Here is a 22,222-nt window from a genome sequence, read left to right as displayed (position 1 = left end):
AACCATCGTGTCGCTGGAGCAGGCGCTCGACGCGACCCGTACGGGCGATCTGTGGCTGTTTCGCGGACGGTCGGGGCCCGATCGGGCGATCCAGTCGCTGACCAACAGCCCGGTCAACCACGTCGGGATGACGATCGCGATCGAAGACCTGCCGCCGCTGATCTGGCACGCCGAACTCGGCGACAAGCTGACCGACATGTGGACCGGGCGCAACCAGCGGGGCGTGCAGCTCAACGACGCTCGCCAGGTGGTGCAGCGGTGGATCACCAACTATCACCAGCGCTGCTGGCTGCGCCAGCTCACGCCGTATGCCAACCGCGAGCAGGAAGACCGCGCGTTGAAGGTGGTCGCCCGCATGGACGGCACCCCGTTCCCGAGCACCGCGCGGCTCACCGGGCGGTGGTTCCGCGGTCGCCTGGCCGTCACCGACTTCACCCGCGGAATTCCGTTCGTGCACAGAAAGGTTCGCGATGCGACGCTACGCAGAAAACGGGAGAGGCTCCAAGTGGGGCTGCAGACCGCGTACTGCGCCGAGACCGTCGCCATCACCTACGAGGAGATGGGCCTGCTGACCTCCGAGAAGCACTACAACTGGTTCGATCCCGGATCGTTCTGGAGCGGCGACACCCTGCCGCTCGCGCCCGGCTATCAGCTCAGCCCCGAAATCGCCGTGGTACTGGACTCATAACGTTCCCCGGGAGCGGCGCTGCCAAGGCAAGGGAAACCCCTGCTTCTATTTCATTCCGGCCGCCATACCGTCATGGGCATGTTGACGTGGATGAAATTGACAGTGACACTCCTACTCGCTGCACTCACGATGCTGTTGTCGGGGTGCGTCTTTGCCACCGGCACAGTCATCAGTACGGTCCCGATTCTGTAGCGCTAGAGGCGGGCGAAGCAGGGGTTGGCGTCCTCCTTGGGGATGGCGGCGTCGCGACTCGAGAATGTGCCGACCACACCGGAGTCGGTGACCTCGACGCTGTCGGCTCGGATCCCGAGCGGGTAGTTGTCGTTGAGCTTCTTGGTCAGGTCGTTGAGCGCCGTTTGCACAGCGTCCTTGGGCAGCGGGCCGGTGACGTCGAGGACCTGCAGGTTGAGGTCGCCGTCGGTCACGACCGGCTTGGCGCTGACGCTGTTGTCGCCGGCCTCCAGAATCACCGTTCCCGCCGCGGGGTCCGTGCGCACGCCTGTGACAAGATTGCCGACACCGGGCAGGTTCGCCGCAACAGTGTCCTTGATACCGGCCGACTTCCACGTGAGGGTCGCATCGAGTGAGCCGATGGTGCCCTTGGAATCTCCGGTGTCCTGCAACCGCACATCGGCGAGGGTGACCTCCGCGGTCATACCGTCGGCGCTCTGCACCCGGTTGCCGTCAGTGGTGACCGAGATGTTCGTGTAATGCCCCGTCATGTGTTGCCACAGGAATGGCGGGTTCACACCGAAGGAGATCTTGACGCCATCCTCGGTCACGCACTCGGCGACCTCGGTCAGGATGTTGTCCGCACGCTGGCGCGCATAGAGCTCACCCGCGGCCAGGCCACCCGCCAACAAGGCGACCACGATCACGGCGATCAGCACGATCGATGTTTTGTTGAAGCCCCGCCGGCGGCGCGCTTTCTCGCCCGCGCCCGGCGCCGGCCGGAACGATGGCGGTGGCGGCGGCGGGAGTGTTTCCGGACGTTCGATCTGCTGGGTCGGCCGCATGTCGGCCGGTGAGGGTGGCCGTGGAAAGCGTTGTGTCGGACCGGCATCCGCAGAGCCTCGTGGCGTGCGGAGCTGCTCGGTCGGCTGCTCGCGGTGCGCCGGCGCCGGTTGCGTGGGTGGCTCCGGCGGTCGCGGCGGGCGCCGCTGCGCTGGGTTGGGTGGCGGCGCGCCACGACGACGCCAGTCAGGCGGGCCCGGGCGGTGCGGCGGCTGCGTCACGTGCGCGATTCTGCCCTATCAGTGCTCGAGAAGCCCCCGCCAGGTGACCGAGCGCGCAGCTCTTGCTGTCAGCGGCCTACTGCTCGGCGCGGAACACGGTCTGGCGGCGCGCGAGGTAGGCCGCGAGGTTCTCCAGCGAGGAGTTCATCCCGTCCGCGTGGTCGGCCGCCGAGATCCCGACCGGCACGTCGTCCGCACGGAACTCGACCCGCGTGCCGCCGTCGACCCGCGTCACCGTCCACGTCATGGTCATCGTTCCGCCGAAAGTCGCGTCAGCAGAAGCGAAGTCGACGATCTGGACAACGCGGTCGTCGGGCTCTATCTCGACGAAGCGCCCCTCAACGGCATCGGAGTCGGCGTCGCTCTTACCACCATGCGCGGGCGGGTCGACGTACGTCAGGATCATTCGGTAGGCGCCGCCGGGGCGGGGATCGAAGTGTTCGAACCGGCCGGTCATCCCCGACGGCGGCAGCCACTCGACAAGCGCCTCGGGGTCGACGAGCGCCTCGAAGACGCGGCTCAGCGGGGCCTTGACCACCAACGATGCGGTATCCGTGCGTGTCATCAACAATATTGAACCCGATTCGCGATCGCCATTCTTGGGATCGGTAGCGCGCCCGCAGTTCTGTACTCATCGCATCGGCGACGCGACTCCCCGCGGAGCCTTCCCGAAAGGAACCACGCAGCCATGAGCACAGGACGCTTCAACAAAATGCTGATCGGGGCGCTGCTGTCGGGCGGTATCGCCTTCACCGCAGGGCTCACCGCGGGTACCGCCAACGCAACCCCGGCACCCCATCCGCAGCTGACCTTCGAACATTCCGACGTCACCGCCCCCGGCGACGGTTCGGTGCGGCCCGCCAGTCCTCAATCGCGGCTGTGCGACGGCTCCGTGCGCGTCACCGGTGCGACCCTTCAGACGTGCGACGGCTCGGTGCGCGTCGCCCTCCCCTGAGCGCGTACTTCGTCAGCGCGGCAGGGGCCGCCTGGCCTGCCACATGACCCCCGGCCCCCGAACATCTTTGTACTACCGAGCGTAGTACTCATACGTCACGACGGTCGTCGTCTGTCCGGATGGGGTCGTCTCGTCTCGGGGACCACCCGTCTGCACGAAGCCGGCTCGTTCCAGCACCCGACGAGATCCGATGTTCTCCGGGGCGGTCCGTGCCGTCAGCCGGGTCAGCCCGGCCTCGGCGGCCAGGCCGGCGACTGCGGACAGGCCTTGACGGGCCGCGCCGCGGTCGCGTCCCTGCGGAGCCAACCAGAAGCCGACCTCTGCACCGGACTCGTGGATGTCGAAAAGAACGATGCTGCCGAGGAAGTCGTCGGACGACGCGTCCGCGATGGCCAGCACGGCAAGCGTGTCGTCGGCCAGGCCGCGAGCGATGACGCCGTCGATCTGCTCACGCACGATCTCTGCCGAGTATTCACGCAGCGGTAGGTGTCCGAACCGTCGTACCGCGGCATCGTCGGCACCCGCGGCGAATGCGTGCGCATCCCCGTGACGCAGCCGCCGAACCGTCACGTTGCCTTCGCCGCGGGGCAACCGGTCGGCGATCCTCACTTGCGGCGCTTCGACGCCTTGTTGGCGCGGTTGACCTCGACCGCCGTGTTGATCAGCGCCTTGAACGCCTCTGGATCCAGTTCGTCGTCTTCGCGTAGATCGATCGATCGCCCGACGGGTGCCTGCAGGCTCGCATTGAACAGCTTGTTCGGATCACTGATGGAGGAACCCTTGGCGAAGTTCACCTTGACCTTGCCCTTGTACATCTCCAGCGTGCAGATGAGGCCGTCCAACGAGAACGCCGGTACGCCATCGGGGTTCGACGGCTTTCGCCATTTGATTTCTTCGACGACATCGGGCTCGGCCTGCTTGATCAAAGACCGGATCTCCTCGACCCGGTCGATGCGCCAATCGTCAGCCATACCTCGAATGTAACGTCTCGCCGCTACCACCCCGGCGGGACTACGTGCAGCAGTTTGGGTCCAGAACGGCGCACAACGCACCCAATGCATCGCGGTGCGGTCGGTGGTACACATTCATTCCGCGCCGATCGGACTCGACCAGCCCAGCGCGTCGAAGCTGCGTCAGGTGATGACTGACGGTCGATTCGGTCAACCCAAGCGCTGTCGCAAGTTCACCACTGTTCTGCTCGCCCGCCGACGAGCTGAACAACATCGACATGATCTTCACCCTGGCCGGGTCGGCGAGGGCCTTCAGCCGCAGCGCGACATGGAGTGCGTCGTCGTCGCTCATGGGGCCGGCGGCAACCGGCGCGCAACACACCGGCGCGGACATGTCGATCACGGGCAGGGCTTTGGGCATGCAATGAAGTCTGCCATGGGTCTTGACATATATCAAAAAGGTGAGGAAGGTGGTCGACAGCCGGCTACTTCGATATATGTCACACAAGTATGGAGGAAGATCATGTCCCGCGTTCAGCTCGCCCTCAACGTCGATGACCTCGACGAAGCAATCACCTTTTACTCGAAGCTGTTCAACACTGCGCCCGCCAAGATCAAGGAGGGCTACGCGAACTTCGCAGTCGCGGAACCGCCGCTGAAGCTGGTTCTACTGGAAAATCCCGGCAAGGGCGGCACGATCAATCACCTCGGAGTCGAGGTCGCGACGAGCGAGACCGTCCACGCCGAAATCGTCCGCCTGACCGGCGAAGGGCTGTTCACCGACGAAGAGATAGGCACCACCTGTTGCTTTGCCAAGCAGGACAAGGTTTGGGTCACGGGCCCGGCGGGCGAGAAGTGGGAGGTGTACACGGTGCTCGAAGACTCCGACACCTTCGGCTCCAGCCCGCAGCACGCCGGCGACGGTGACGCCGGAGGCGGCCTCTGCTGCGGAGGTCCGGTCGCTGGCAGTGACGACAAGGTGGCGGTGACGTCTGCCTGTTGCTAGATGCAATGCGGCCCGCCGCGACCTCGGGGAGACCCGGTCGCGGCGGGCTTCACCCGTAAGGGTGGTCAGCGCCCAGCGACTTTAACGCCAGACGGTCAGACGTTGAACCGGAACTCGACCACGTCGCCGTCGGCCATGACGTAGTCCTTGCCTTCCATCCGCACCTTGCCCGCGGCCTTCGCTGCGGCCATCGAGCCGGCCTCGATCAGGTCGTCGTAGGAGACGATCTCGGCCTTGATGAAGCCTTTCTCGAAGTCGGTGTGGATCACACCCGCGGCCTTGGGCGCGGTATCGCCCTGGTGAATCGTCCACGCGCGCGCCTCTTTCGGGCCGGCGGTCAAGAACGTCTGCAGCTTCAGCGTGTGAAAACCGGCGCGCGCCAACGCATCAAGCCCACGTTCGGTCTGGCCGATCGACTCCAGGAGCTCGGCGGCCGACTCGTCGTCGAGCTCCTGCAGCTCGGCCTCGATCTTCGCGTCGAGGAAGACCGCGTCGGCGGGTGCGACCAACTCACGCAGCTCCGCCTTGCGCTCCTCGTCGGTCAGCACCGTCTCGTCGGCGTTGAACACGTACAGGAACGGTTTGGTGGTCAGCAGATTCAGCTCTCGCAGCGGCGCGACGTCGGCTCCGGCGGCGAACAACGTGGTCCCTTCGTTGAGAACTTCTTGCGCAGCCACGGCGGCCTCGTACGCAGGCCGACGTTCCTTGTGCGTCCTGGCCTCCTTCTCCAGTCGCGGCAGCGCCTTCTCCAGCGTCTGCATGTCCGCGAGGATCAACTCGGTCTCGATGACCTCGATGTCGGATTTCGGATCGATGCGGCCGTCGACGTGCGCCACATCGTCGTCGCTGAACACCCGGACCACCTGACAGATCGCGTCGCTCTCGCGGATGTTGGCGAGGAACTTGTTTCCCAGCCCGGCGCCTTCGGAGGCGCCCTTGACGATCCCGGCGATATCAACGAAGGTGACCGGCGCATGAACGATCTTTTCCGAGGCGAACATCTTCGCGAGCTCCGCCAGTCGCGGATCGGGCAGCGGAACGACACCCTCGTTGGGTTCGATCGTCGCGAACGGGTAGTTGGCCGCGAGGACGTCGTTCCGCGTCAACGCGTTGAACAGCGTCGATTTCCCGACGTTGGGCAGACCGACGATTCCCAGGTTCAAGCTCACAGGGACCAGAGTCTAGGAGACCGAGACGGGCACGCCAGAACCGCGCTGACAGCCACACAGAGCCGGAGCCGGTACGGTCTACCTGTGTCAGCACAGCGCGCACGGTCGGCCGTCGGCGCCGACCACCGCTCCGCGCATCCCAACTTTCCCGGTGTGCCCGGGTGGGGTGGCGTGCTGATCGCGGTCACCTTGACGACCATCGGGTTCGCGTTCGACGCTGGATCGGGCAGCAGGGAACTCAGCTCGGTGTTCGCTGCGTGCTATGTCATCGGCTGCCTTGCGGCCGTTCTGGCGGTCCGCCAGCAAGCGGTGTTCACCGCGGTGATTCAGCCGCCACTGCTGTTGTTCGTCAGCGTGCCGGGGGCCTATTTCCTGTTCACCGGCGGCCAGTTCACCGGGGTGAAGGACCTGGCCATCAACTGTGGCTATCCGCTGATCGAGCGGTTCCCCCTGATGTTCTTCACCTCGGCCGTCGTGCTGCTGATCGGAATGTGCCGCTGGTACGTCGGGATGTCGACCCGTCGCGCCGCTCCAGCCGCCACCGAGGACAGTGAGGCCGAAAAGCCCGCGTGGGCGGCGACCGTCGCGACCGCGGTGGCGGCATCGGTGACCAAGATCTCGTCGCTGTTCGCGCGCCACCCCAGTGACGACGACGACGAGGTCGCTGCCCGGCCACGGCGCAAACGCCCCGACACCGCGCGCCGCGCCGCCCGCGCGGAGCGTACGGCGTCGCGAACCAGCAGAGCGGCCGCCGATCGCGGCGGTCGGCCTGCCAGACGCAGCACCACGTCGCGGTCCCGTCATGTGCGACCTCCGGCCACCGAGATCATCGAGCCGATCGCCGAGCGTCCGCGCCGCACCCGTTCCGGCCGGCACGCCGAGCCGCCATCCGCACCCGAGCCCCGGCGCCGACCGCGCCCGTCGAACCCGCGGCAGCCCGGTCCTGCGCCGTCCGAACGCCGCACGGGCTACGACCGCAGGAGTCAGGACCGGACCGCAGACCGGCCCGAGCGTCGCCGTCGCTTCGACGACTACCAGCCTCGGGAGCCGCACGGCCGAAACGGCAGCAATGGCAACGGGTCGGGCAACGGCACCCACCATCCGATCTCCCGGGTGCGCTACCGCGGTGAGGAGGCCGACGACCGCGCCGAGTACCGCACCCGTCGCCGCGCTCCCCGCGGCTGGGAGGCCGATTCCTGGGAGTACGACATCTAGCCGGGGACGTGCAGCGATCGCACGCCGGAGGGCGTTACGCGCGGGCGGGACGGATCTCCCGGGGCAACGCGAACACGAGCGTCTCGTTGGCCGTCGTCACCGGCTGCACCATGTCGTAGCCGTACTCGGCCAGCCGCTCCAACACACCGCGCACCAGGATCTCGGGCACCGACGCGCCGGAGGTGACGCCGACCGTCGTCACGCCCTCGAGCCATGCGGGGTCGATGTCGTCGGCGTAGTCGACCAGGTGGGCCGCGTCGGATCCGGCGCCCAAGGCGACCTCGACCAGACGCACGGAGTTCGACGAGTTCCGCGAGCCGACGACGATCACCAGCTCGCACTCGGGGGCCATCGCCTTGACGGCAACCTGGCGGTTCTGGGTCGCGTAACAGATGTCGTCGCTGGGCGGGTCCTGCAGGGTCGGGAACTTCTCCCGCAGCCGACGCACCGTCTCCATCGTCTCGTCGACGCTCAGCGTGGTCTGCGACAGCCAGATGACCTTGCTCTCGTCGCGCACGGTGACGTTGTCGACCGAATCCGGTCCGTCGACGAGCTGGACGTGGTCGGGCGCCTCGCCGGCGGTCCCGATGACCTCCTCGTGGCCCTCGTGCCCGATCAGCAGGATGTCGAAGTCGTCGCGCGCGAACCGCTTCGCCTCGTTGTGGACCTTGGTGACCAGCGGGCAGGTCGCGTCGATGACCTTGAGGTCGCGCTCCTTGGCGGTCTGATGCACGGTCGGGGCGACGCCGTGGGCGGAGAACACCACGATCGCGCCCTCGGGCACCTCGTCGGTCTCGTCGACGAAGACGGCACCGGCCTTGGCCAACGTGTCGACGACGTGCCGGTTGTGCACGATCTCGTGGCGCACGTAGACCGGAGCGCCGTGCTTCTCCAGCGCACGCTCCACGGTCTCGACGGCGCGATCCACTCCCGCGCAGTACCCGCGCGGTTCGGCCAGCAGTACGCGCTTCCCGGTCACGCCACCGGCGACCGAGCTCGAGGCGCCCGGAATCCCCATATTGATAGTCGGCGGCATGGCTACCAGGGTACGCACAGTGCCGTTCCAAGGCCGTTCGTCCCAGCCGAGAAGCCGCCCGTAGTCTGTGACCATGGCAACCGCACCGTATGGGGTCCGTCTGCTGGTTGGCGCGGCGGTAACCGCCATCGAGGAAACCCGCAAGCTGCCCCAGACCATCCTGATGTACCCGATGACCATCGTCAGTTCGCTCGCGCATCTGGTGATGAAGGTCCAGCAGGACGTCGCCGACCTGGTCAACAAGGGTGACGAGACGCTGGAGACCATCTTCCCGCCCAAGGACGAGCAGCCCGAGTGGGCCACCTTCGACGACGATGTCGAGGACTCCGAGGCGCAGAGCCCGGCCGTTCCGAGCGACGGCGAACGAATGACGGAGGGCCGCTTCGCGCTGTTCAGCAATGGTGAGCCCCAGTCGTCCCAGCAGAACGGCAGCGAGGACGACGGCGAAGCTGCCGACCTGGCGATCGGCGAGGCGCCCGAGATCGTCACCGAGCTCGACTACGAGTCACTGACGCTGGCTCAGCTGCGTGCGCGGCTGAACACGCTGCGCGTTGCCGACCTCGAGGCGTTGCTGGCCTACGAGGAAGCCACCAAGGGCCGTGCCCCGTTCCAGACGCTGCTCGCCAACAGGATCACCCGCGCGTCCGCCAAGTGAGCACCCCGGCGGGGCTGCGAAGATGACCGACGCCGAGCAGGGCCAGTCACCGGAGAACCCGTTTCCGGTCCGCTCCGTGTCGATGAAGATCAAGGACTGGATCGAGCGACTGGGCACGGTCTGGGTCGAAGGACAGGTCGCCCAACTCTCGACGCGACCGAACTCCAGCACCGCCTACATCACGTTGCGCGACCCGTCGGTCGACATGTCGTTGTCGATCACCTGCCCACGCGAGCTGGTGCTCAACGCGCCGGTGAAACTCACCGAGGGAACCCGGGTCGTCATGCTGGGACGGCCGAACTTTTTCGTCGGCCGCGGTTCGTTCTCGTTGCGGGTCAACCAGATTCGCGCGGTGGGCGTCGGTGAGCTGCTGGCGCGGATCGAACGCCTACGCCAGTTGTTGCACGCCGAGGGGCTCTTCGACCCCCGTCTCAAGCGGCCGATTCCGTTCCTGCCCAACACAATCGGGCTCATCACCAGCCGCGGCAGCCATGCCGAGCACGACGTGATCTCGGTGGCCACCGGCCGCTGGCCCGCCGTGCGGTTCGCGGTTCGCAACACCGCCGTGCAGGGCCCCAACACCGTCCCGCAGGTGGTCGCAGCGCTGCGTGAACTCGATGCCGACCCCGACGTCGAGGTGATCGTCATCGCGCGTGGCGGTGGCAGCGTCGAGGACCTGCTGCCCTTCTACGACGAGACGCTGTGCCGCGAGATCGCCAAGTGCACAACACCTGTGGTCAGCGCGATCGGACACGAACCCGACAACCCGCTGTGCGACCTGGTCGCCGATCTGCGCGCCGCGACGCCGACCGACGCGGCCAAGCGCATCGTTCCCGACGCGGCAGCCGAGCAGGCCTACATCACCGATCTGTGCCGTCGGGGTGGCCGCGCGCTGCGCAACTGGGTGCACCGCGAGCAGCATGCCCTGGATCAGCTGCGCAGCAGGCCGGTGCTGGCCCAGCCGCTGGCGGCGATCACCGCGCGCGCCGACGAGGTCACCCGGCTGCGGACGACCGCCCGCCGCGACGTCACCCGGCTGGTGGCCACCGAGACCGATCGCATCGGGCATCTGTCGGCGCGGCTGAGCACCCTGGGCCCGGCGGCGACGCTGGCCCGCGGCTACGCCGTGGTGCAGACGATGCCCGACGCCCAGGTTTTGCGCACCACCGCCGACGCCGCCACGGGTGTGCGACTGCGCGTCCGGGTGGCAGACGGGGCGATCAGCGCGATCAGCGAGGGGCCGGAAGGGGCAGAAAATGAAGCCCATTAGTGAGTTGGGGTATGAGGAAGCGCGGGAAGAGCTGGTCGCGGTCGTCCAGCAGCTCGAGCAGGGTGGACTCGACCTGGATACATCGCTCAAGCTATGGGAACGAGGCGAAGAGCTGGCTAAACGATGTGAAGAGCACTTAGCTGGCGCCCGTAAGCGCATCGAGGACGCCCTGGCCGCCAAAGACGGCGACGAAAGTTGACAGTGCAATGATTTCCGACCTGAAGGGTCGAAACTGTAACACGTTTCAGTTAGTCTGCTCGCCATGGGTGACTCAACGCTGACCACCGAACTGGGCCGGGTCCTCGTCACGGGAGGCTCGGGATTCGTCGGTGCCAACCTGGTGGCCGAACTGCTCAAGCGCGGACATGAGGTCCGCTCGTTCGACCGGGCCCCGTCGCCGCTTCCGGCGCAGCCCGGACTCGAGGTCGTCGAAGGCGACATCTGCGACTCCGATCAGGTGGCCGCCGCGGTGGCCGGCATCGACACGGTCTTCCACACCGCCGCGATCATCGATCTCATGGGCGGGGCGTCGGTCACCGACGAGTACCGCAAGCGCAGCTTCGCGATCAACGTCACCGGCACCGAAATCCTCGTGCGCGCCGCCCGCGCCGCCGGCGCCAAGCGCTTCGTCTACACCGCGTCCAACAGCGTGGTGATGGGCGGCAAGGCCATCTCCGGCGGCGACGAGACCCTGCCCTACACGGAGCGATTCAACGACCTGTACACCGAGACGAAGGTCGCCGCCGAGAAGTTCGTGCTGGCCGCCAACGGGGTCGACGGCCTGCTCACCTGTTCGATACGCCCCAGCGGCATCTGGGGCCGCGGGGACCAGACGATGTTCCGCAAGGTGTTCGAATCCGTGCTGGCCGGGCACGTCAAGGTCCTGGTCGGAAGCAAGAACGTCAAGCTCGACAATTCCTACGTGCACAACCTGATTCACGGTTTCATCCTCGCCGCCCAGCACCTCGTGCCGGGTGGCACCGCTCCCGGGCAGGCGTACTTCATCAACGACGGCGACCCGATAAACATGTTCGAGTTCTCCAGGCCCGTCATCGAGGCGTGCGGCGAGCGCTACCCGAAGATCCGCGTGCCGGGCCGGCTGGTGTGGTTCGCGATGACCGCATGGCAGTGGTTGCATTTCCGGTTCGGCATACCCAAACCGATGATCGAACCCCTTGGGGTGGAACGCCTTTACCTCGACAACTACTTCTCGATCGCCAAGGCCGAATGCGACCTGGGGTACCGGCCGCTGTTCACCACGCAGCAGGCGATGGCCGAGTGCCTTCCGTATTACGTCGACCTCTTCCACCAGATGAAGAGCGCGTCGAAAGAGCCCACGGTCAGGGTCGTAGCGTCCGCCCCGCCCGAAGGCTGAGTCGCGCGCCGAGCGGCTGGTCAAGTGGTCGCGAGCGCACGGCTACGTACGCTGCTCATCGACTTTTGCGGACATAACCGAGCGCTGAGGTGATGACACCGGGCATGGTGTTGGTGATGGTCGAATCACGGTTCACAACCAATGCCGGTGCTCGCCTGCACTTTCTCGACTCGGGAGGGTCCGACCGCGGAGCCCCGATCGTCTTCGTCCCCGGCTTCACCGACGTCGCCGACGACTACGTCGAAGTGCTGCCGCTGTTCGGCCGACGTACGGTGGTCGTCGACCTACGGGGGCACGGACGCAGCAGCGCACCCGAGGGCGGTTACGACTCAACGGTTCTCGGAGCTGACGTGGGCGCGGTCATCGACGCGGTCACCGACGGTCCCGTCCACCTGATGACGTTCTCCCGGGGTACCCCCTACGCGCTGACATGGGCGCTCGCGCATCGTCATCGGGTCCGCTCGATCTCGATCGGCGACTACGTGCCCGAGGAGATCACGCTGCCGAAAGAGGTCTCCACCTTCCTGCTGGACGGCCGGTGGCGCGGCACCCCAGTGCACGAACGGCTGAACCGGGCCGCCGGCGAGGCGATCTTCGGCGCCGCGCGCAAGCAGTCGTTCTGGGATCCGCTGGCGCGGTGGCAACCACCGCTGCTGGTGGTACGCAGCCCGAACAGCCCATTGATCTCCGACGCCGCCTGGGACCGTTATCGGGAGCTGTTCCCCTCGGCGTCGCTGCATGTGTTCGCCGACTCGCCGCACGACATCTTCCGCCCCGACCGCGAGCGCTATCCGGCGCTGGTGCGCGCGCACATCGACGCCGTCGACACCACCGAGGTCTGAGCCGCCCCACCGGCACGCGTCTAGTGTGCGCTGAGATCGCCGAAACCGTAGTACAGCGGCGATTTGGCGATCTGGTTGCACACTCGACGGGTGTCGGCGTCATCGCGCGACGCGGTCGGATTTCCCGAGGACTCGCTCATCTTCAGATCGCTCACCGGTCGGGCCCGCCGAACCGCTAAGTTGAAACGCGTTCCACTCGCCGTCGAAAGGGCAACTGTATGAGCAACGGGCGACCGGCCAGGACGGCTGTGGTGATCGGCGCGGCGTCGGGCATCGGCTTGGCTACGGCCCGCGCGCTGGCCGCCGAAGGCGACCGCGTCATGCTCGCCGACCGCAACGTCGACGGGGCCCGCGAACATGCCGCCGAACTCGGCGAGCCACACACCGCCGCGCACGTCGAGGTCACCGACGAAGCCTCGGTGCAGGCGTTGTTCGACCAGACCGGACCCTTGGACGTCGTCGTCAACTGTGCGGGGTTCAGCAACGTCGGCATGATCACCGACCTCGCCGTCGAGGACTTCCGCGCGGTCATCGACGTGTGCCTCAACGGGGCGTTCATCGTCGCCAAGCACGCGGGCCGCACCCTGCGCGAAGGCGGCGCGCTGGTATCGATCGGCTCGCTCAACGGGCGCCAGCCGGCCGCGGGGATGAGTGCCTACTGTGCCGCCAAGGCGGGCCTGGCGATGCTCACCCAGGTCGCCGCGCTCGAGTGGGGGCCGCGCGGCATCCGCGTCAACGCCGTGGCTCCGGGCTTCGTGCACACCCCGCTGACCGCGCCGGCCGCGGCCGTTCCCGGCGTCGTCGAGGAGTACGTCGAGAACACCGCGCTGGGCCGCGCGGGCACACCCGAGGACATCGCCGACGCGGTGCTGTACCTGTGCTCGCCGAAAGCGTCCTGGCTGACCGGTGAGGTGCTCGACCTCAACGGCGGCGCCCACATGAAGCGCTACCCCGATGTGATGGGACATGTCATGAAACTTGCTGAGCCGAAATGAGTTTCACTGGGAAGCAGGCCCTCGTCACCGGCGGGGGTTCGGGTATCGGCGCCGCCTTGTGCCGGGCGCTGGTGGCGGCGGGCGCCGAGGTGGTGTGCACCGACGTCGACGGTGATGCGGCCGAACACACCGTGGCCGGCCTCGGCGGAAAGGCCCGCGCCGCGCGCCTGGACGTGACCGATTCCGCGGCGGTACAGGCCGCCGTTGACGATGTGGTGAACCGGGCCGGCCGGCTCGACCTGATGTTCAACAACGCCGGAATCGTCTGGGGCGGCGACACCGAACTGCTGACGCTGGATCAGTGGAACGCGATCATCGACGTCAACATCCGCGGCGTGGTGCACGGGGTTGCGGCCGCCTATCCGTTGATGGTGCGCCAGGGCTACGGCCACATCGTCAACACCGCATCGATGGCGGGGCTGACCGCGGCCGGGCAGGTCACCAGCTATGTGATGACCAAGCATGCGGTGGTCGGACTCAGCCTGGCGCTGCGCTCGGAGGCCGCCGCCCGCGGCGTCAAGGTGCTTGCGGTGTGCCCGGCCGCGGTGGAGACCCCGATCCTCGACAAGGGGTCGATCGGCGGTTTCGTCGGGCGCGATTACTTCCTGCAGGCCCAGGGCGGCAAACCCTACGACGCGGACCGGCTGGCCCGCGACGTGCTGCGCGCGGTGGAGAGGAACAAGCCCATCCTGGTCAAACCGCGCATCGCGCACGCCCAGTGGATGTTTGCCCGGCTCGCGCCGACCCTGATGAACCGGGTGTCGATGCGCTTCATCGCCGACCAACGCGCCAAACAAGCGCAAGCCAGGTCCGACACGCTGTAGACATAGCGGCAATGAGTACCGAGTTCTCGCTGCCGCAACGCCGCGCATTGGCCGTCGCGACCGTCGTCGCCGTCGCGTTCGGCGCATACTTCCTGCGCGGGTTCTTCATCCTGATCGTGGTGGCCGCGGTGGCCGCCTACCTGTTCTCACCGCTGTACACGCGGCTCAACAAGAAGCTGGGCCGGGGGTTGTCGGCGACGCTGACCGTGCTCGCCGCGTTCGCCGCGGTGATCGTGCCGCTGAGCCTGTTCGTGACGTTGGCGGTCGTGCAGATCACGACGATGGTCGAGCGGGTCGCCGAGTGGGTCGGCCGCACCGACCTTTCCGCGCTCGGGGATCGGGCGCTGCAGTTCGTCAACGACCTGTTGCGCCGCGTGCCCTACATCGACACCACCGTCACCCCGGAATCGCTGCGCACTTCGATGGCACGCGTCGCCCAGGAGGCCGGCCAGTGGTTGCTCGGCCTGCTGCAGGGCGCGGCAGGCGGCCTGTTCGGCGCCGTCACCGCCGCGATCCTGTTCGTGTACGTGTTCGTGTCGCTGCTGACGAACCGTGAACGCGTGGTGGCGATGATCCGCCAACTCAACCCGCTCGGGGAGGGGATCACCGACGTCTACATGGCGAAGATGGGCGCGATGGTCAAGGGCACCGTGTTCGGCCAGTTCGTCATCGCGGTCTGCCAGGGCGTCGCGGGCGCCGCGTCGATCTACCTGGCGGGCTTCCATCAGGGTTTCTTCCTGTTCGCCGTGCTGCTGTCGGCGCTGTCGGTCATCCCGTTGGGCAGCGGCATCGTCACGATCCCGTTCGGTGTCGGAATGATCCTGTTCGGCAACATCTTCGGCGGCGTGTTCGTGATCCTGTTCCACTTGATCGTGGTGACCAACATCGACAACTTCCTACGGCCCATCCTGGTGCCGCGCGAGGCGCGTCTGGACGCCGCGCTGATGCTGCTCGCCGTGTTCGCCGGCATCAGCATGTTCGGCGCGTGGGGCATCGTGATCGGACCGGTGCTGATGATCGTCATCGTCACCACGATCAGCGTCTACCTCGAGGAGTACAAGGGCGTGCCGATGCGGCGGCCCGATTCGGCCGACGAAAAACCCAAGCGCCGAAACCCGTTCTGGTGGTTGGGCCGTCGCATCAAACAAGCGCGGGCCACAACGCAAGCCGCAGCCCAGGCCGACGAGAAACCTAAACCAGCCGTTCCTTGAGGAACGCCACCACGCGCTTGAGGGCCGCGTCGGTCGGATGCCCTTGCTGCTGACGCAGTTCCAGCGTCAGCACCGAGTGAGCCATCGCGCTCAGTCCGTGCTCGTTGCCCTTGCCCGAGTCGATCTCGATCACCTCGAACGCGTCGCCGAGCCGGTCCTTGAGCGTCTTGAAGCGTTCCGCGGGCACCAGCGGGTCTTTACTGAAGCGCAATCCCAGCGCGCACAACCCCTCGTCGGCGGCGCGGCGCTCGACGACCTTCAGCTCGGCCTCGGACAAGCCCGGGTCTCGGCGCTGCTTCGGTGTCAGCGGCAACGGCAGCGACGGCTGGCTCAGCACCGGCGCGAGGACGCTGTCGTCGACCGCGGCGGCCAGGGCGAAGCCACCGGTGAAGCACTGGCCGATGACCCCGACCCCCTTGCCAGGGGTCTGCGCGTTGAGGTCGCGGGCCAGCGCACGCAGATAGTGCGCGACGGGGCGGTCGGCGTTGGTGGCGAATGCGGCGAATTCCTTGGCCACGCAACCGCGAACCATGATCGGCACCATGCCCGGCCGCATCGGCGGCGCACCGGGCGTGCCGAACAACGACGGGATCGCGACGGTGAAACCGGCCTCGACGAGGTGGTTGCCCAGCGCCAGCACGCCGGGGTGCGCGCCGGGCATCTCGGGGATGAGTACCACGCCTGGGCCCTCACCCTTGCGGTAGACGTCATGGGTGTACCCGGCGGCGGTGAAGGGGGCGGCGGCCCATCCCGTGAGGTCGGCTACCGGAGCCGCCCCGGCGGCGACATTGGGGTCCGGAGCCGCCCCGGCGGCGACATTGGGGTCCGGTGCGGTCATGGGCGCTCTCCTACGGGACGGGCAGCGGCGTCGCGGTCTGCGTCGCCGCCGCCAGCGTACGAAAATCACCCGCATCCGCGGCGCCGGTCAGCGCGACCTGTGCCGGTCCGGTCGGACCGGCCAGGAGGGTCGTCCACACCGGTTCACCCGGCTTGTCGTCGTCGCCGCCGCCCTCGTAGACCACCCACCTCACGCCGTCGACTTCCTGCACCCCGGTGGGCACGGCATCGGACTCGAGTGACCCGACCAGCTTCTCCTCGTCGGCGTTGCTCTGGGTCAGGCTCACATACATTCCGCTCGGTGCGAGATAACCGACGGTGGAGCTGACGGCACGCGTGGGCTGGCCCGTCGCGGGGTCGGTGCGACCGGCCTCGATGCCGGTGCGGCTGCCCGAGTTCGACTGCCACCCCTCGGGCAGTTGCGGGATCCGGATCGGGATCTTCAGCGCATCGGCGTCGGCGCGTAACGCGGCGGGGGCGTCGAAGGACGGGACCGGGCCGGAACCGGGTCCCGCGCCCTGGAACGAGCACATCCCCAGCATCCCGGCCAGCACGATGCAGGCCACAACCAGCGGCGCCATCGACCAGAACATGTCCCGGCCGTCGTGCAGCAGCCGCGACTTGGCGGGCTTGGGTGCAGGAGCCGGTTGCGAGGTCACCCAGCCAGTATCCCAGCTCCCGGACGCCGACCCGCTAATGGGACAATCTGGCCCATGAGTCCGACCCGTGGTGAAGCCCCAGATCGAAATCTCGCGCTCGAGCTCGTCCGAGTGACCGAGGCAGGCGCCATGGCCGCCGGCCGCTGGGTGGGCCGCGGCGACAAGGAGGGCGGCGACGGTGCGGCCGTCGACGCCATGCGCGAGCTGGTGAACTCGGTCTCGATGCGCGGCGTCGTGGTGATCGGCGAGGGCGAGAAGGACAACGCGCCGATGCTCTACAACGGCGAAGAGGTCGGCAACGGGGACGGACCGGAGTGCGATTTCGCAGTCGACCCGATCGACGGCACCACGTTGATGAGCAAGGGCCTGTCCAACGCCATCTCGGTGCTCGCGGTCTCCGAACGCGGCACCATGTTCGACCCGTCCGCGGTGTTCTACATGAGCAAGATCGCCGTCGGACCCGAGGCGGTCGACGCGATCGACATCACCGCCCCGATCGGGGAGAACATCCGCCGGGTCGCCAAGGCCAAGAACGTGTCGGTCTCCGATCTGACGGTGTGCATCCTGGACCGGCCGCGACATGAGCAGTTGATCGCCGACGTGCGCGACGCCGGTGCCCGGTGCCGGCTGATCACCGACGGCGACGTGGCAGGCGCGATCTCGGCGTGCCGACCCAACACCAGCACCGACATGCTCGCCGGTATCGGCGGCACACCGGAGGGGATCATCGCCGCGGCGGCGATCCGCTGCATGGGTGGCGCCATCCAGTGCCAGTTGGCCCCCAAGGACGACGAGGAACGCCAGAAGGCCATCGACCGCGGCCACGACCTGGACCGCGTGCTGACCACCGAGGACCTGGTCTCCGGCGACAACGTCTTCTTCTGCGCGACCGGGGTCACCGACGGTGACCTGCTCAAGGGCGTGCATTTCTACAGCGGCGGTTGCACCACGCAGTCGATCGTCATGCGCTCCAAGTCGGGCACGGTGCGGATGATCGAGGCCTACCACCGGCTGTCCAAACTCAGCGAATACTCCGCGATCGACTTCACCGGCGACAGCAACGCCGTCTACCCGCTGCCGTAACCATCTGAGAAGTAAGGACATTCATGAGCGTCGACTCCGACAGCGCAACCGGGACCGAGTACCGCATCGAGCACGACACCATGGGCGAGGTCCGGGTGCCGGTCAACGCGCTGTGGCGCGCGCAGACTCAGCGCGCGGTGGAGAACTTCCCGATCTCCGGCCGTGGCCTCGAACGCACCCAGATCCGGGCCCTGGGCCTGTTGAAAGGTGCCTGCGCTCAGGTCAACAAGGACCTCGGCCTGCTCGCCGCCGACAAGGCCGACGCGATCATCGCCGCGGCCGGTGAGATCGCCGACGGTCAGCACGACGACCAGTTCCCGATCGACGTGTTCCAGACGGGTTCGGGCACCAGCTCGAACATGAACACCAACGAGGTGATCGCCGGCATCGCGGCGCGCAACGGCGTGACCGTGCACCCCAACGACGACGTGAACATGTCGCAGTCGTCCAACGACACCTTCCCGACCGCGACCCACATCGCCGCGACGGAAGCCGCTGTGCGCCACCTGATCCCCGCGCTCGAGGTGCTGCACGAGTCGCTGGCCACCAAGGCGCGGCAGTGGCGCACCGTCGTCAAGTCCGGGCGCACCCACTTGATGGACGCCGTGCCGGTGACGCTGGGCCAGGAGTTCAGCGGCTACGCCCGCCAGGTCGAAGCCGGTATCGAGCGGGTGCGCGGGTGTCTTCCAAGGCTCGGGGAACTGGCGATCGGCGGCACCGCGGTGGGCACCGGCCTCAACGCGCCCGACGACTTCGACGAGCGTGTCGTGGCCGTGCTGCGCGAGCAGACCGGCCTGGCCGAATTGCAGGTCGCCGCCAACCATTTCGAGGCCCAGGCGGCCCGCGACGGGCTGGTCGAGGCCTCGGGCGCGCTGCGCACCATCGCCGTGTCGCTGACCAAGATCGCCAACGACATCCGGTGGATGGGCTCAGGCCCGCTGACCGGTCTCGGCGAGCTGCAGCTGCCGGATCTTCAGCCGGGCAGCTCGATCATGCCGGGCAAGGTGAACCCGGTGATTCCCGAGGCGGTGACGCAGGTGGCCGCGCAGGTGATCGGCAACGACGCAGCGATCGCCTGGGGCGGGGGCAACGGTGCGTTCGAGCTGAACGTGTACATCCCGATGATGGCCCGCAACATCCTCGAGTCGTTCAAGATCCTGACCAACTCGTCGAAGTTGTTCGCGCAACGCTGCATCGACGGCCTGGTGGCCAACGAGGACCGGCTGCGTGAGCTGGCCGAGTCCTCCCCGTCGATCGTCACGCCGCTGAACTCGGCGATCGGCTACGAGGAGGCCGCCGCGGTCGCCAAGCAGGCGCTCAAGGAGAAGAAGACCATCCGTCAGACCGTCATCGATCGGGGTCTGATCGGTGACAAGCTGTCCGAGGAGGAACTGGACAAGCGTCTCGACGTGTTGGCGATGGCCAAGGTGAAAGACGACGAGCGCTAAGGATTTTCGCTCCTCGTCCCACTTGGCCGAGCGCCCGGACGAGGAGCAGGCGGTAGCGGACTTCCTCCGATCCGCATCGCAGTCGCCCTCGGCGTTGGTCATCGAGGGCGAGGCCGGGATCGGCAAGACCACTCTGTGGCAGGCGACGTCGGACCGCGCCCGTAACCGTGGCTTCCGCGTGCTGTCGGCCAGGAACCCGAGCGCCGAATCGGTGCTTGCCTACGCGACGTTGACCGAACTGCTCGCCGACGTCGATGCCGCCGAATTCGGCGACCTGCCCGCCGCCCAGCGCAGCGCCATCGAGCGGATCCGCAGCGCCGAGCGCGCCGATGCCGCACCCACCGACCGGCGTGCCGTCGCGGCGGCGTTCCTGTCGGTGGTCGAGGGTCTTGCCTCTCGGCAACCGCTGCTGTTGGCCATCGACGACGTGCAGTGGGTCGACCCGTCCAGCTCGCATGTCTTGTCGTACGCCGCACGTCGGCTGTCGGGGCCCGTCGGCATCCTGGGCACCGTGCGCACCGACGGTACCGGCGCCGACACCTGGCCCCAGCTGCGGCACCCGGACGCCACCCAGCGAATCTTGCTGCGGCCGTTGACGTCCCGAGCGCTGCATGCCGTCGTCACACAGCACCTCGAGCGTCCTGTGTCGCGCGCGAAGATGGCCCGTATCCAGCAGATCTCCGGCGGCAATCCGTTCTATGCGATCGAGCTGGCCAAAGTCTGCGACGACAGACCGGAGGCCCCGCTGCCCGAGACGCTGGCCGCAGTGGTGCAGGCCAGGCTGAGCGGACTGAATCCCGAGACGATGGAGGCACTGCTTGCCGCCGCCTCGGTGGCCAGCCCCTCCGTCGACCTGGTGGCCACCGCGGTCGGCGCCGAACACGAGCGGGCGGTCGAGTTGCTCGAGGCCGCCGAACAGCGCGACGTCGTCGTCATCGAAGGCAGCCGGGTCCGCTTCACCCACCCGCTGTTGGCCACCGGTGTGTATTCCGGCGTTTCCCTCGAGGACCGCAGGCGGATGCACTACAGGTTGGCCGCCGTCGTCGACGAACCCGAGTTGCGGGCACGCCATCTGGCGCTGGCCGCGACCGCGGGCGACGACGCGACCGTCGGCGCGCTCGAGCGGGCGGCCACGACCGCGCACGCGCGCGGCGCCCCCGTCGCCGCGGCGGAGTTGATCGAGCTCGCCATCGCACTCGGCGGTGACACCGCCGAGCGACGAATGCGGTTGGCGGCCTATTGCTTTGACGGTGGAGATCCGGCCAGGGCACGCGCGCTGCTGGAGCGGGCGGTCGACGACCTCAAGCCGGGACCGGTGCGTGCGGAGGCCCGGCAGATGCTCGCGGTCGTGCGGTTCATCGACGACGGCTACACCGAAGCGGTCGAACTGCTCGCGACGGCGCTCGACGACGCGGCCGAGGGCCCGGCCAAAGCGGTGATGCTGACCACGTTGGCGTACGGCCACTATATGACCGGTGACCCTGCCTCGGCCCGACTCCGCGCAGAGGAGTCGGTGGCCTACGCCGAAAAGCTCGGTATCCCCGGCCTGCTCAGCCTGGCACTCGGGGTCCGGGCGACGATCGCGTTCTTCCTCGGCGGCGGCGTGGACGAGGCGAACATGCGCCGCGCGCTCGAACTCGAAGACGTCGAAACCTTCACGCCGATCATGCTGCGGCCCAGCGTCGAACACGCATTGATGCTCGCCTGCACCGGTGACCTCGACACCGCCTATGAGTGCATGCGGCAGATCTCACGCCGCTGCACCGACCGAGGAGAGGAAGGCGAAGTCGTCTTCGTCGACTTCTACGTCGCGTTGACCCGCATCTGGCGCGCGGACTTCGATGAGGCCAAGCGGGTGGCCCGCGGAATCGCCGATCTCGCCAGGCAACTCGGTGGTGAGTTTCCCGCGATGCTCAACCTGGTGCTGCAGGCCTGGCTGGCCGCCTACGACGGCGCCGAGAGCAAGGCCCGGTTGGCAGCGGCAGACGCGATCGACGCCTGCAGGCGCAGCGGCACCGCCTGGCACGAGGACTGGGCGTTGTCGGCGCTCGGCTTCCTCGAGGTTTCGCTCGGAAACTACGGCGCGGCAATGGAAGTCCTCGAAGCACTGCTATCGCGATTCGCGCCGGAGTCCACCGAGATCCAAGCGGCGGCATTCGTGCCCGACGCGGTCGAGGCACTCGTCGAACTGGGCCGCACGGACGAAGCAGAACCGCTGGTGGCCGCGCTGGAACGCAACGGCCGCCGCCTCGACCGCGCGTGGATGCTGGCGGTGGGCGCACGATGCCGCGCCATGCTGCATGCGGCCGGGGGCGATCTGCGCGACGCCGTGAGCTGTGCGCGCCGGGGCCTCGAGCACCACGACCGGTTGGCGATGCCGTTCGAACGCGCGCGAACCCAACTGCTGCTCGGGCAGCTGCAGGCCCGAGCGTACGACCCGCACGCCGGCTCGACGCTGAACGAGGCGCTGGCGACCTTCGAGGCCCTCGGCACGCCGGTGTGGGCGGAGCGCGCCAGGTCCGCGCGGAACGAACTGCGCTCCGCCGCGTCGAGGCCGGCCGCGCTGACCGCCGCAGAGCTCCGCATCGCCGAGCTGGCCGCCGCCGGGCTGACGAACCGCGACGTCGCAGGCGAACTGTTCCTCAGCGCGAAGACCGTCGAGGCCACCCTGGCGCGGGTGTACCGCAAGCTCGGCATCCGATCCCGCATCGAACTGGCCCGCGTGATGGGTCAACCCGGCCGCCAAGGGGTATAGAGAGCTCGCACGCT

Annotated in this window: 24 protein-coding genes; 15 read left to right on the top strand and 9 right to left on the bottom strand. The window is 67.7% G+C overall.

Features of this window, described 5'->3' with window-relative positions:
- The first annotated feature begins 7 nt into the window (after positions 1–7).
- Complete coding sequence (locus AU197_RS25285) at positions 8–688, top strand: hypothetical protein (protein WP_064406771.1); 681 nt, start codon at positions 8–10, stop codon at positions 686–688.
- 194 nt (positions 689–882) lie between these two features.
- Here the strand turns inward: AU197_RS25285 and AU197_RS25280 are convergent, their stop codons facing one another.
- Positions 883–1,704 (bottom strand): LmeA family phospholipid-binding protein, encoded by an 822-nt coding sequence (locus AU197_RS25280; protein WP_082696846.1) that lies wholly within the window; start codon positions 1,702–1,704, stop codon positions 883–885.
- Positions 1,705–1,999: 295 nt separating this feature from the next.
- Positions 2,000–2,488, bottom strand: a complete 489-nt coding sequence (locus AU197_RS25275) for an SRPBCC family protein (RefSeq protein WP_064406622.1) — start codon at positions 2,486–2,488, stop codon at positions 2,000–2,002.
- 123 nt (positions 2,489–2,611) lie between these two features.
- Between AU197_RS25275 and AU197_RS25270 the strand changes: the two genes are divergently transcribed.
- Positions 2,612–2,878 (top strand): hypothetical protein, encoded by a 267-nt coding sequence (locus AU197_RS25270; RefSeq protein WP_064406621.1) that lies wholly within the window; start codon positions 2,612–2,614, stop codon positions 2,876–2,878.
- A gap of 72 nt (positions 2,879–2,950) precedes the next feature.
- On the opposite strand, the gene AU197_RS25265 is transcribed toward AU197_RS25270, so the two are convergent.
- The 3 genes from AU197_RS25265 to AU197_RS25255 are packed head-to-tail and all read right to left on the bottom strand — an operon-like array spanning position 2,951 to position 4,249.
- The gene (locus AU197_RS25265; RefSeq protein WP_064406619.1) at positions 2,951–3,487 is read right to left on the bottom strand and encodes a GNAT family N-acetyltransferase; all 537 of its coding nucleotides are present in this window, start codon (positions 3,485–3,487) and stop codon (positions 2,951–2,953) included.
- Entirely contained in the window at positions 3,484–3,849 is a 366-nt protein-coding gene (locus AU197_RS25260) for a DUF1801 domain-containing protein (RefSeq protein WP_064406617.1), read from the bottom strand. Before AU197_RS25260 ends, AU197_RS25265 begins: the two co-directional genes overlap by 4 nt.
- Before the next feature lie 40 nt (positions 3,850–3,889).
- Positions 3,890–4,249, bottom strand: a complete 360-nt coding sequence (locus AU197_RS25255; protein ID WP_064406615.1) for an Rv2640c family ArsR-like transcriptional regulator — start codon at positions 4,247–4,249, stop codon at positions 3,890–3,892.
- A 102-nt stretch (positions 4,250–4,351) separates the two neighbouring features.
- Between AU197_RS25255 and AU197_RS25250 the strand changes: the two genes are divergently transcribed.
- A complete protein-coding gene (locus AU197_RS25250; protein ID WP_064406612.1) occupies positions 4,352–4,834 on the top strand; it encodes an ArsI/CadI family heavy metal resistance metalloenzyme in 483 nt (160 codons plus the stop codon).
- 95 nt (positions 4,835–4,929) lie between these two features.
- Here AU197_RS25250 and ychF read toward each other — a convergent pair whose 3' ends face one another.
- On the bottom strand, positions 4,930–6,003 hold the full coding sequence (gene ychF, locus AU197_RS25245) for a redox-regulated ATPase YchF (protein ID WP_064406611.1): 1,074 nt from the start codon (positions 6,001–6,003) through the stop codon (positions 4,930–4,932).
- Between the two features lie 84 nt (positions 6,004–6,087).
- Between ychF and AU197_RS25240 the strand changes: the two genes are divergently transcribed.
- On the top strand, positions 6,088–7,218 hold the full coding sequence (locus AU197_RS25240; protein ID WP_064406607.1) for a DUF6542 domain-containing protein: 1,131 nt from the start codon (positions 6,088–6,090) through the stop codon (positions 7,216–7,218).
- Between the two features lie 34 nt (positions 7,219–7,252).
- On the opposite strand, the gene AU197_RS25235 is transcribed toward AU197_RS25240, so the two are convergent.
- On the bottom strand, positions 7,253–8,254 hold the full coding sequence (locus tag AU197_RS25235) for a 4-hydroxy-3-methylbut-2-enyl diphosphate reductase (protein ID WP_064406605.1): 1,002 nt from the start codon (positions 8,252–8,254) through the stop codon (positions 7,253–7,255).
- A 73-nt stretch (positions 8,255–8,327) separates the two neighbouring features.
- Here AU197_RS25235 and AU197_RS25230 point away from each other — a divergent pair, with 73 nt between their 5' ends.
- The 8 genes from AU197_RS25230 (at position 8,328) to AU197_RS25195 (ending at position 15,426) form a co-directional block, all read left to right on the top strand.
- On the top strand, positions 8,328–8,909 hold the full coding sequence (locus AU197_RS25230; RefSeq protein ID WP_064406603.1) for a lipid droplet-associated protein: 582 nt from the start codon (positions 8,328–8,330) through the stop codon (positions 8,907–8,909).
- Between the two features lie 22 nt (positions 8,910–8,931).
- Complete coding sequence (gene xseA / locus AU197_RS25225) at positions 8,932–10,179, top strand: exodeoxyribonuclease VII large subunit (RefSeq protein WP_064406601.1); 1,248 nt, start codon at positions 8,932–8,934, stop codon at positions 10,177–10,179.
- Positions 10,166–10,378, top strand: coding sequence for an exodeoxyribonuclease VII small subunit (locus AU197_RS25220; protein ID WP_064406600.1), 213 nt, complete (start codon positions 10,166–10,168; stop codon positions 10,376–10,378). The genes xseA and AU197_RS25220 overlap by 14 nt, the downstream gene beginning before the upstream one ends.
- A 63-nt stretch (positions 10,379–10,441) precedes the next feature.
- The gene (locus AU197_RS25215; protein WP_064406597.1) at positions 10,442–11,554 is read left to right on the top strand and encodes a 3-beta-hydroxysteroid dehydrogenase; all 1,113 of its coding nucleotides are present in this window, start codon (positions 10,442–10,444) and stop codon (positions 11,552–11,554) included.
- Between the two features lie 116 nt (positions 11,555–11,670).
- Complete coding sequence (locus tag AU197_RS25210; RefSeq protein WP_064406770.1) at positions 11,671–12,396, top strand: alpha/beta fold hydrolase; 726 nt, start codon at positions 11,671–11,673, stop codon at positions 12,394–12,396.
- A 218-nt stretch (positions 12,397–12,614) separates the two neighbouring features.
- Positions 12,615–13,391: an SDR family NAD(P)-dependent oxidoreductase gene (locus AU197_RS25205; RefSeq protein ID WP_064406596.1), complete on the top strand. Its 777-nt coding sequence runs from the start codon at positions 12,615–12,617 to the stop codon at positions 13,389–13,391.
- The gene (locus tag AU197_RS25200; protein ID WP_064406594.1) at positions 13,388–14,215 is read left to right on the top strand and encodes an SDR family oxidoreductase; all 828 of its coding nucleotides are present in this window, start codon (positions 13,388–13,390) and stop codon (positions 14,213–14,215) included. Before AU197_RS25205 ends, AU197_RS25200 begins: the two co-directional genes overlap by 4 nt.
- Positions 14,216–14,226: 11 nt before the next feature.
- A complete protein-coding gene (locus AU197_RS25195) occupies positions 14,227–15,426 on the top strand; it encodes an AI-2E family transporter (RefSeq protein ID WP_064406592.1) in 1,200 nt (399 codons plus the stop codon).
- Here the strand turns inward: AU197_RS25195 and AU197_RS25190 are convergent.
- Both AU197_RS25190 and AU197_RS25185 read right to left on the bottom strand, forming a co-directional pair.
- Complete coding sequence (locus AU197_RS25190) at positions 15,407–16,264, bottom strand: dienelactone hydrolase family protein (RefSeq protein WP_064406591.1); 858 nt, start codon at positions 16,262–16,264, stop codon at positions 15,407–15,409. The two genes, AU197_RS25195 and AU197_RS25190, sit on opposite strands and share 20 nt — an antisense overlap.
- Positions 16,265–16,274: 10 nt before the next feature.
- Positions 16,275–16,922 (bottom strand): DUF4245 domain-containing protein, encoded by a 648-nt coding sequence (locus tag AU197_RS25185; protein ID WP_064406588.1) that lies wholly within the window; start codon positions 16,920–16,922, stop codon positions 16,275–16,277.
- A 54-nt stretch (positions 16,923–16,976) separates the two neighbouring features.
- Here AU197_RS25185 and glpX point away from each other — a divergent pair, with 54 nt between their 5' ends.
- The 3 genes from glpX to AU197_RS25170 are packed head-to-tail and all read left to right on the top strand — an operon-like array spanning position 16,977 to position 22,208.
- Positions 16,977–18,005: a class II fructose-bisphosphatase gene (gene glpX, locus AU197_RS25180; protein ID WP_064406586.1), complete on the top strand. Its 1,029-nt coding sequence runs from the start codon at positions 16,977–16,979 to the stop codon at positions 18,003–18,005.
- 23 nt (positions 18,006–18,028) lie between these two features.
- Positions 18,029–19,453, top strand: a complete 1,425-nt coding sequence (locus AU197_RS25175) for a class II fumarate hydratase (protein WP_064406584.1) — start codon at positions 18,029–18,031, stop codon at positions 19,451–19,453.
- Positions 19,454–19,475: 22 nt separating this feature from the next.
- Complete coding sequence (locus AU197_RS25170) at positions 19,476–22,208, top strand: ATP-binding protein (protein WP_064406581.1); 2,733 nt, start codon at positions 19,476–19,478, stop codon at positions 22,206–22,208.
- Positions 22,209–22,222 lie beyond the last annotated feature (14 nt).

Origin of the sequence: Mycobacterium sp. IS-1590 (genome assembly GCF_001500025.1) — a bacterium.
Taxonomy (GTDB): Bacteria; Actinomycetota; Actinomycetes; order Mycobacteriales; family Mycobacteriaceae; genus Mycobacterium.
This window is presented reverse-complemented; position numbering and strand designations above follow the sequence as displayed.

Coding starts and splice junctions, on each gene's coding strand:
- AU197_RS25280 (WP_082696846.1), bottom strand. CDS start 1,704: ATGCGGCCGACCCAGCAGATCGAACGTCCGGAAACACTCCCGCCGCCG.
- AU197_RS25275 (WP_064406622.1), bottom strand. CDS start 2,488: ATGACACGCACGGATACCGCATCGTTGGTGGTCAAGGCCCCGCTGAGC.
- AU197_RS25270 (WP_064406621.1), top strand. CDS start 2,612: ATGAGCACAGGACGCTTCAACAAAATGCTGATCGGGGCGCTGCTGTCG.
- AU197_RS25260 (WP_064406617.1), bottom strand. CDS start 3,849: ATGGCTGACGATTGGCGCATCGACCGGGTCGAGGAGATCCGGTCTTTG.
- AU197_RS25255 (WP_064406615.1), bottom strand. CDS start 4,249: ATGCCCAAAGCCCTGCCCGTGATCGACATGTCCGCGCCGGTGTGTTGC.
- AU197_RS25250 (WP_064406612.1), top strand. CDS start 4,352: ATGTCCCGCGTTCAGCTCGCCCTCAACGTCGATGACCTCGACGAAGCA.
- AU197_RS25235 (WP_064406605.1), bottom strand. CDS start 8,254: ATGCCGCCGACTATCAATATGGGGATTCCGGGCGCCTCGAGCTCGGTC.
- AU197_RS25230 (WP_064406603.1), top strand. CDS start 8,328: ATGGCAACCGCACCGTATGGGGTCCGTCTGCTGGTTGGCGCGGCGGTA.
- xseA (WP_064406601.1), top strand. CDS start 8,932: ATGACCGACGCCGAGCAGGGCCAGTCACCGGAGAACCCGTTTCCGGTC.
- AU197_RS25220 (WP_064406600.1), top strand. CDS start 10,166: ATGAAGCCCATTAGTGAGTTGGGGTATGAGGAAGCGCGGGAAGAGCTG.
- AU197_RS25215 (WP_064406597.1), top strand. CDS start 10,442: ATGGGTGACTCAACGCTGACCACCGAACTGGGCCGGGTCCTCGTCACG.
- AU197_RS25210 (WP_064406770.1), top strand. CDS start 11,671: ATGGTCGAATCACGGTTCACAACCAATGCCGGTGCTCGCCTGCACTTT.
- AU197_RS25205 (WP_064406596.1), top strand. CDS start 12,615: ATGAGCAACGGGCGACCGGCCAGGACGGCTGTGGTGATCGGCGCGGCG.
- AU197_RS25200 (WP_064406594.1), top strand. CDS start 13,388: ATGAGTTTCACTGGGAAGCAGGCCCTCGTCACCGGCGGGGGTTCGGGT.
- AU197_RS25195 (WP_064406592.1), top strand. CDS start 14,227: ATGAGTACCGAGTTCTCGCTGCCGCAACGCCGCGCATTGGCCGTCGCG.
- AU197_RS25190 (WP_064406591.1), bottom strand. CDS start 16,264: ATGACCGCACCGGACCCCAATGTCGCCGCCGGGGCGGCTCCGGACCCC.
- glpX (WP_064406586.1), top strand. CDS start 16,977: ATGAGTCCGACCCGTGGTGAAGCCCCAGATCGAAATCTCGCGCTCGAG.
- AU197_RS25175 (WP_064406584.1), top strand. CDS start 18,029: ATGAGCGTCGACTCCGACAGCGCAACCGGGACCGAGTACCGCATCGAG.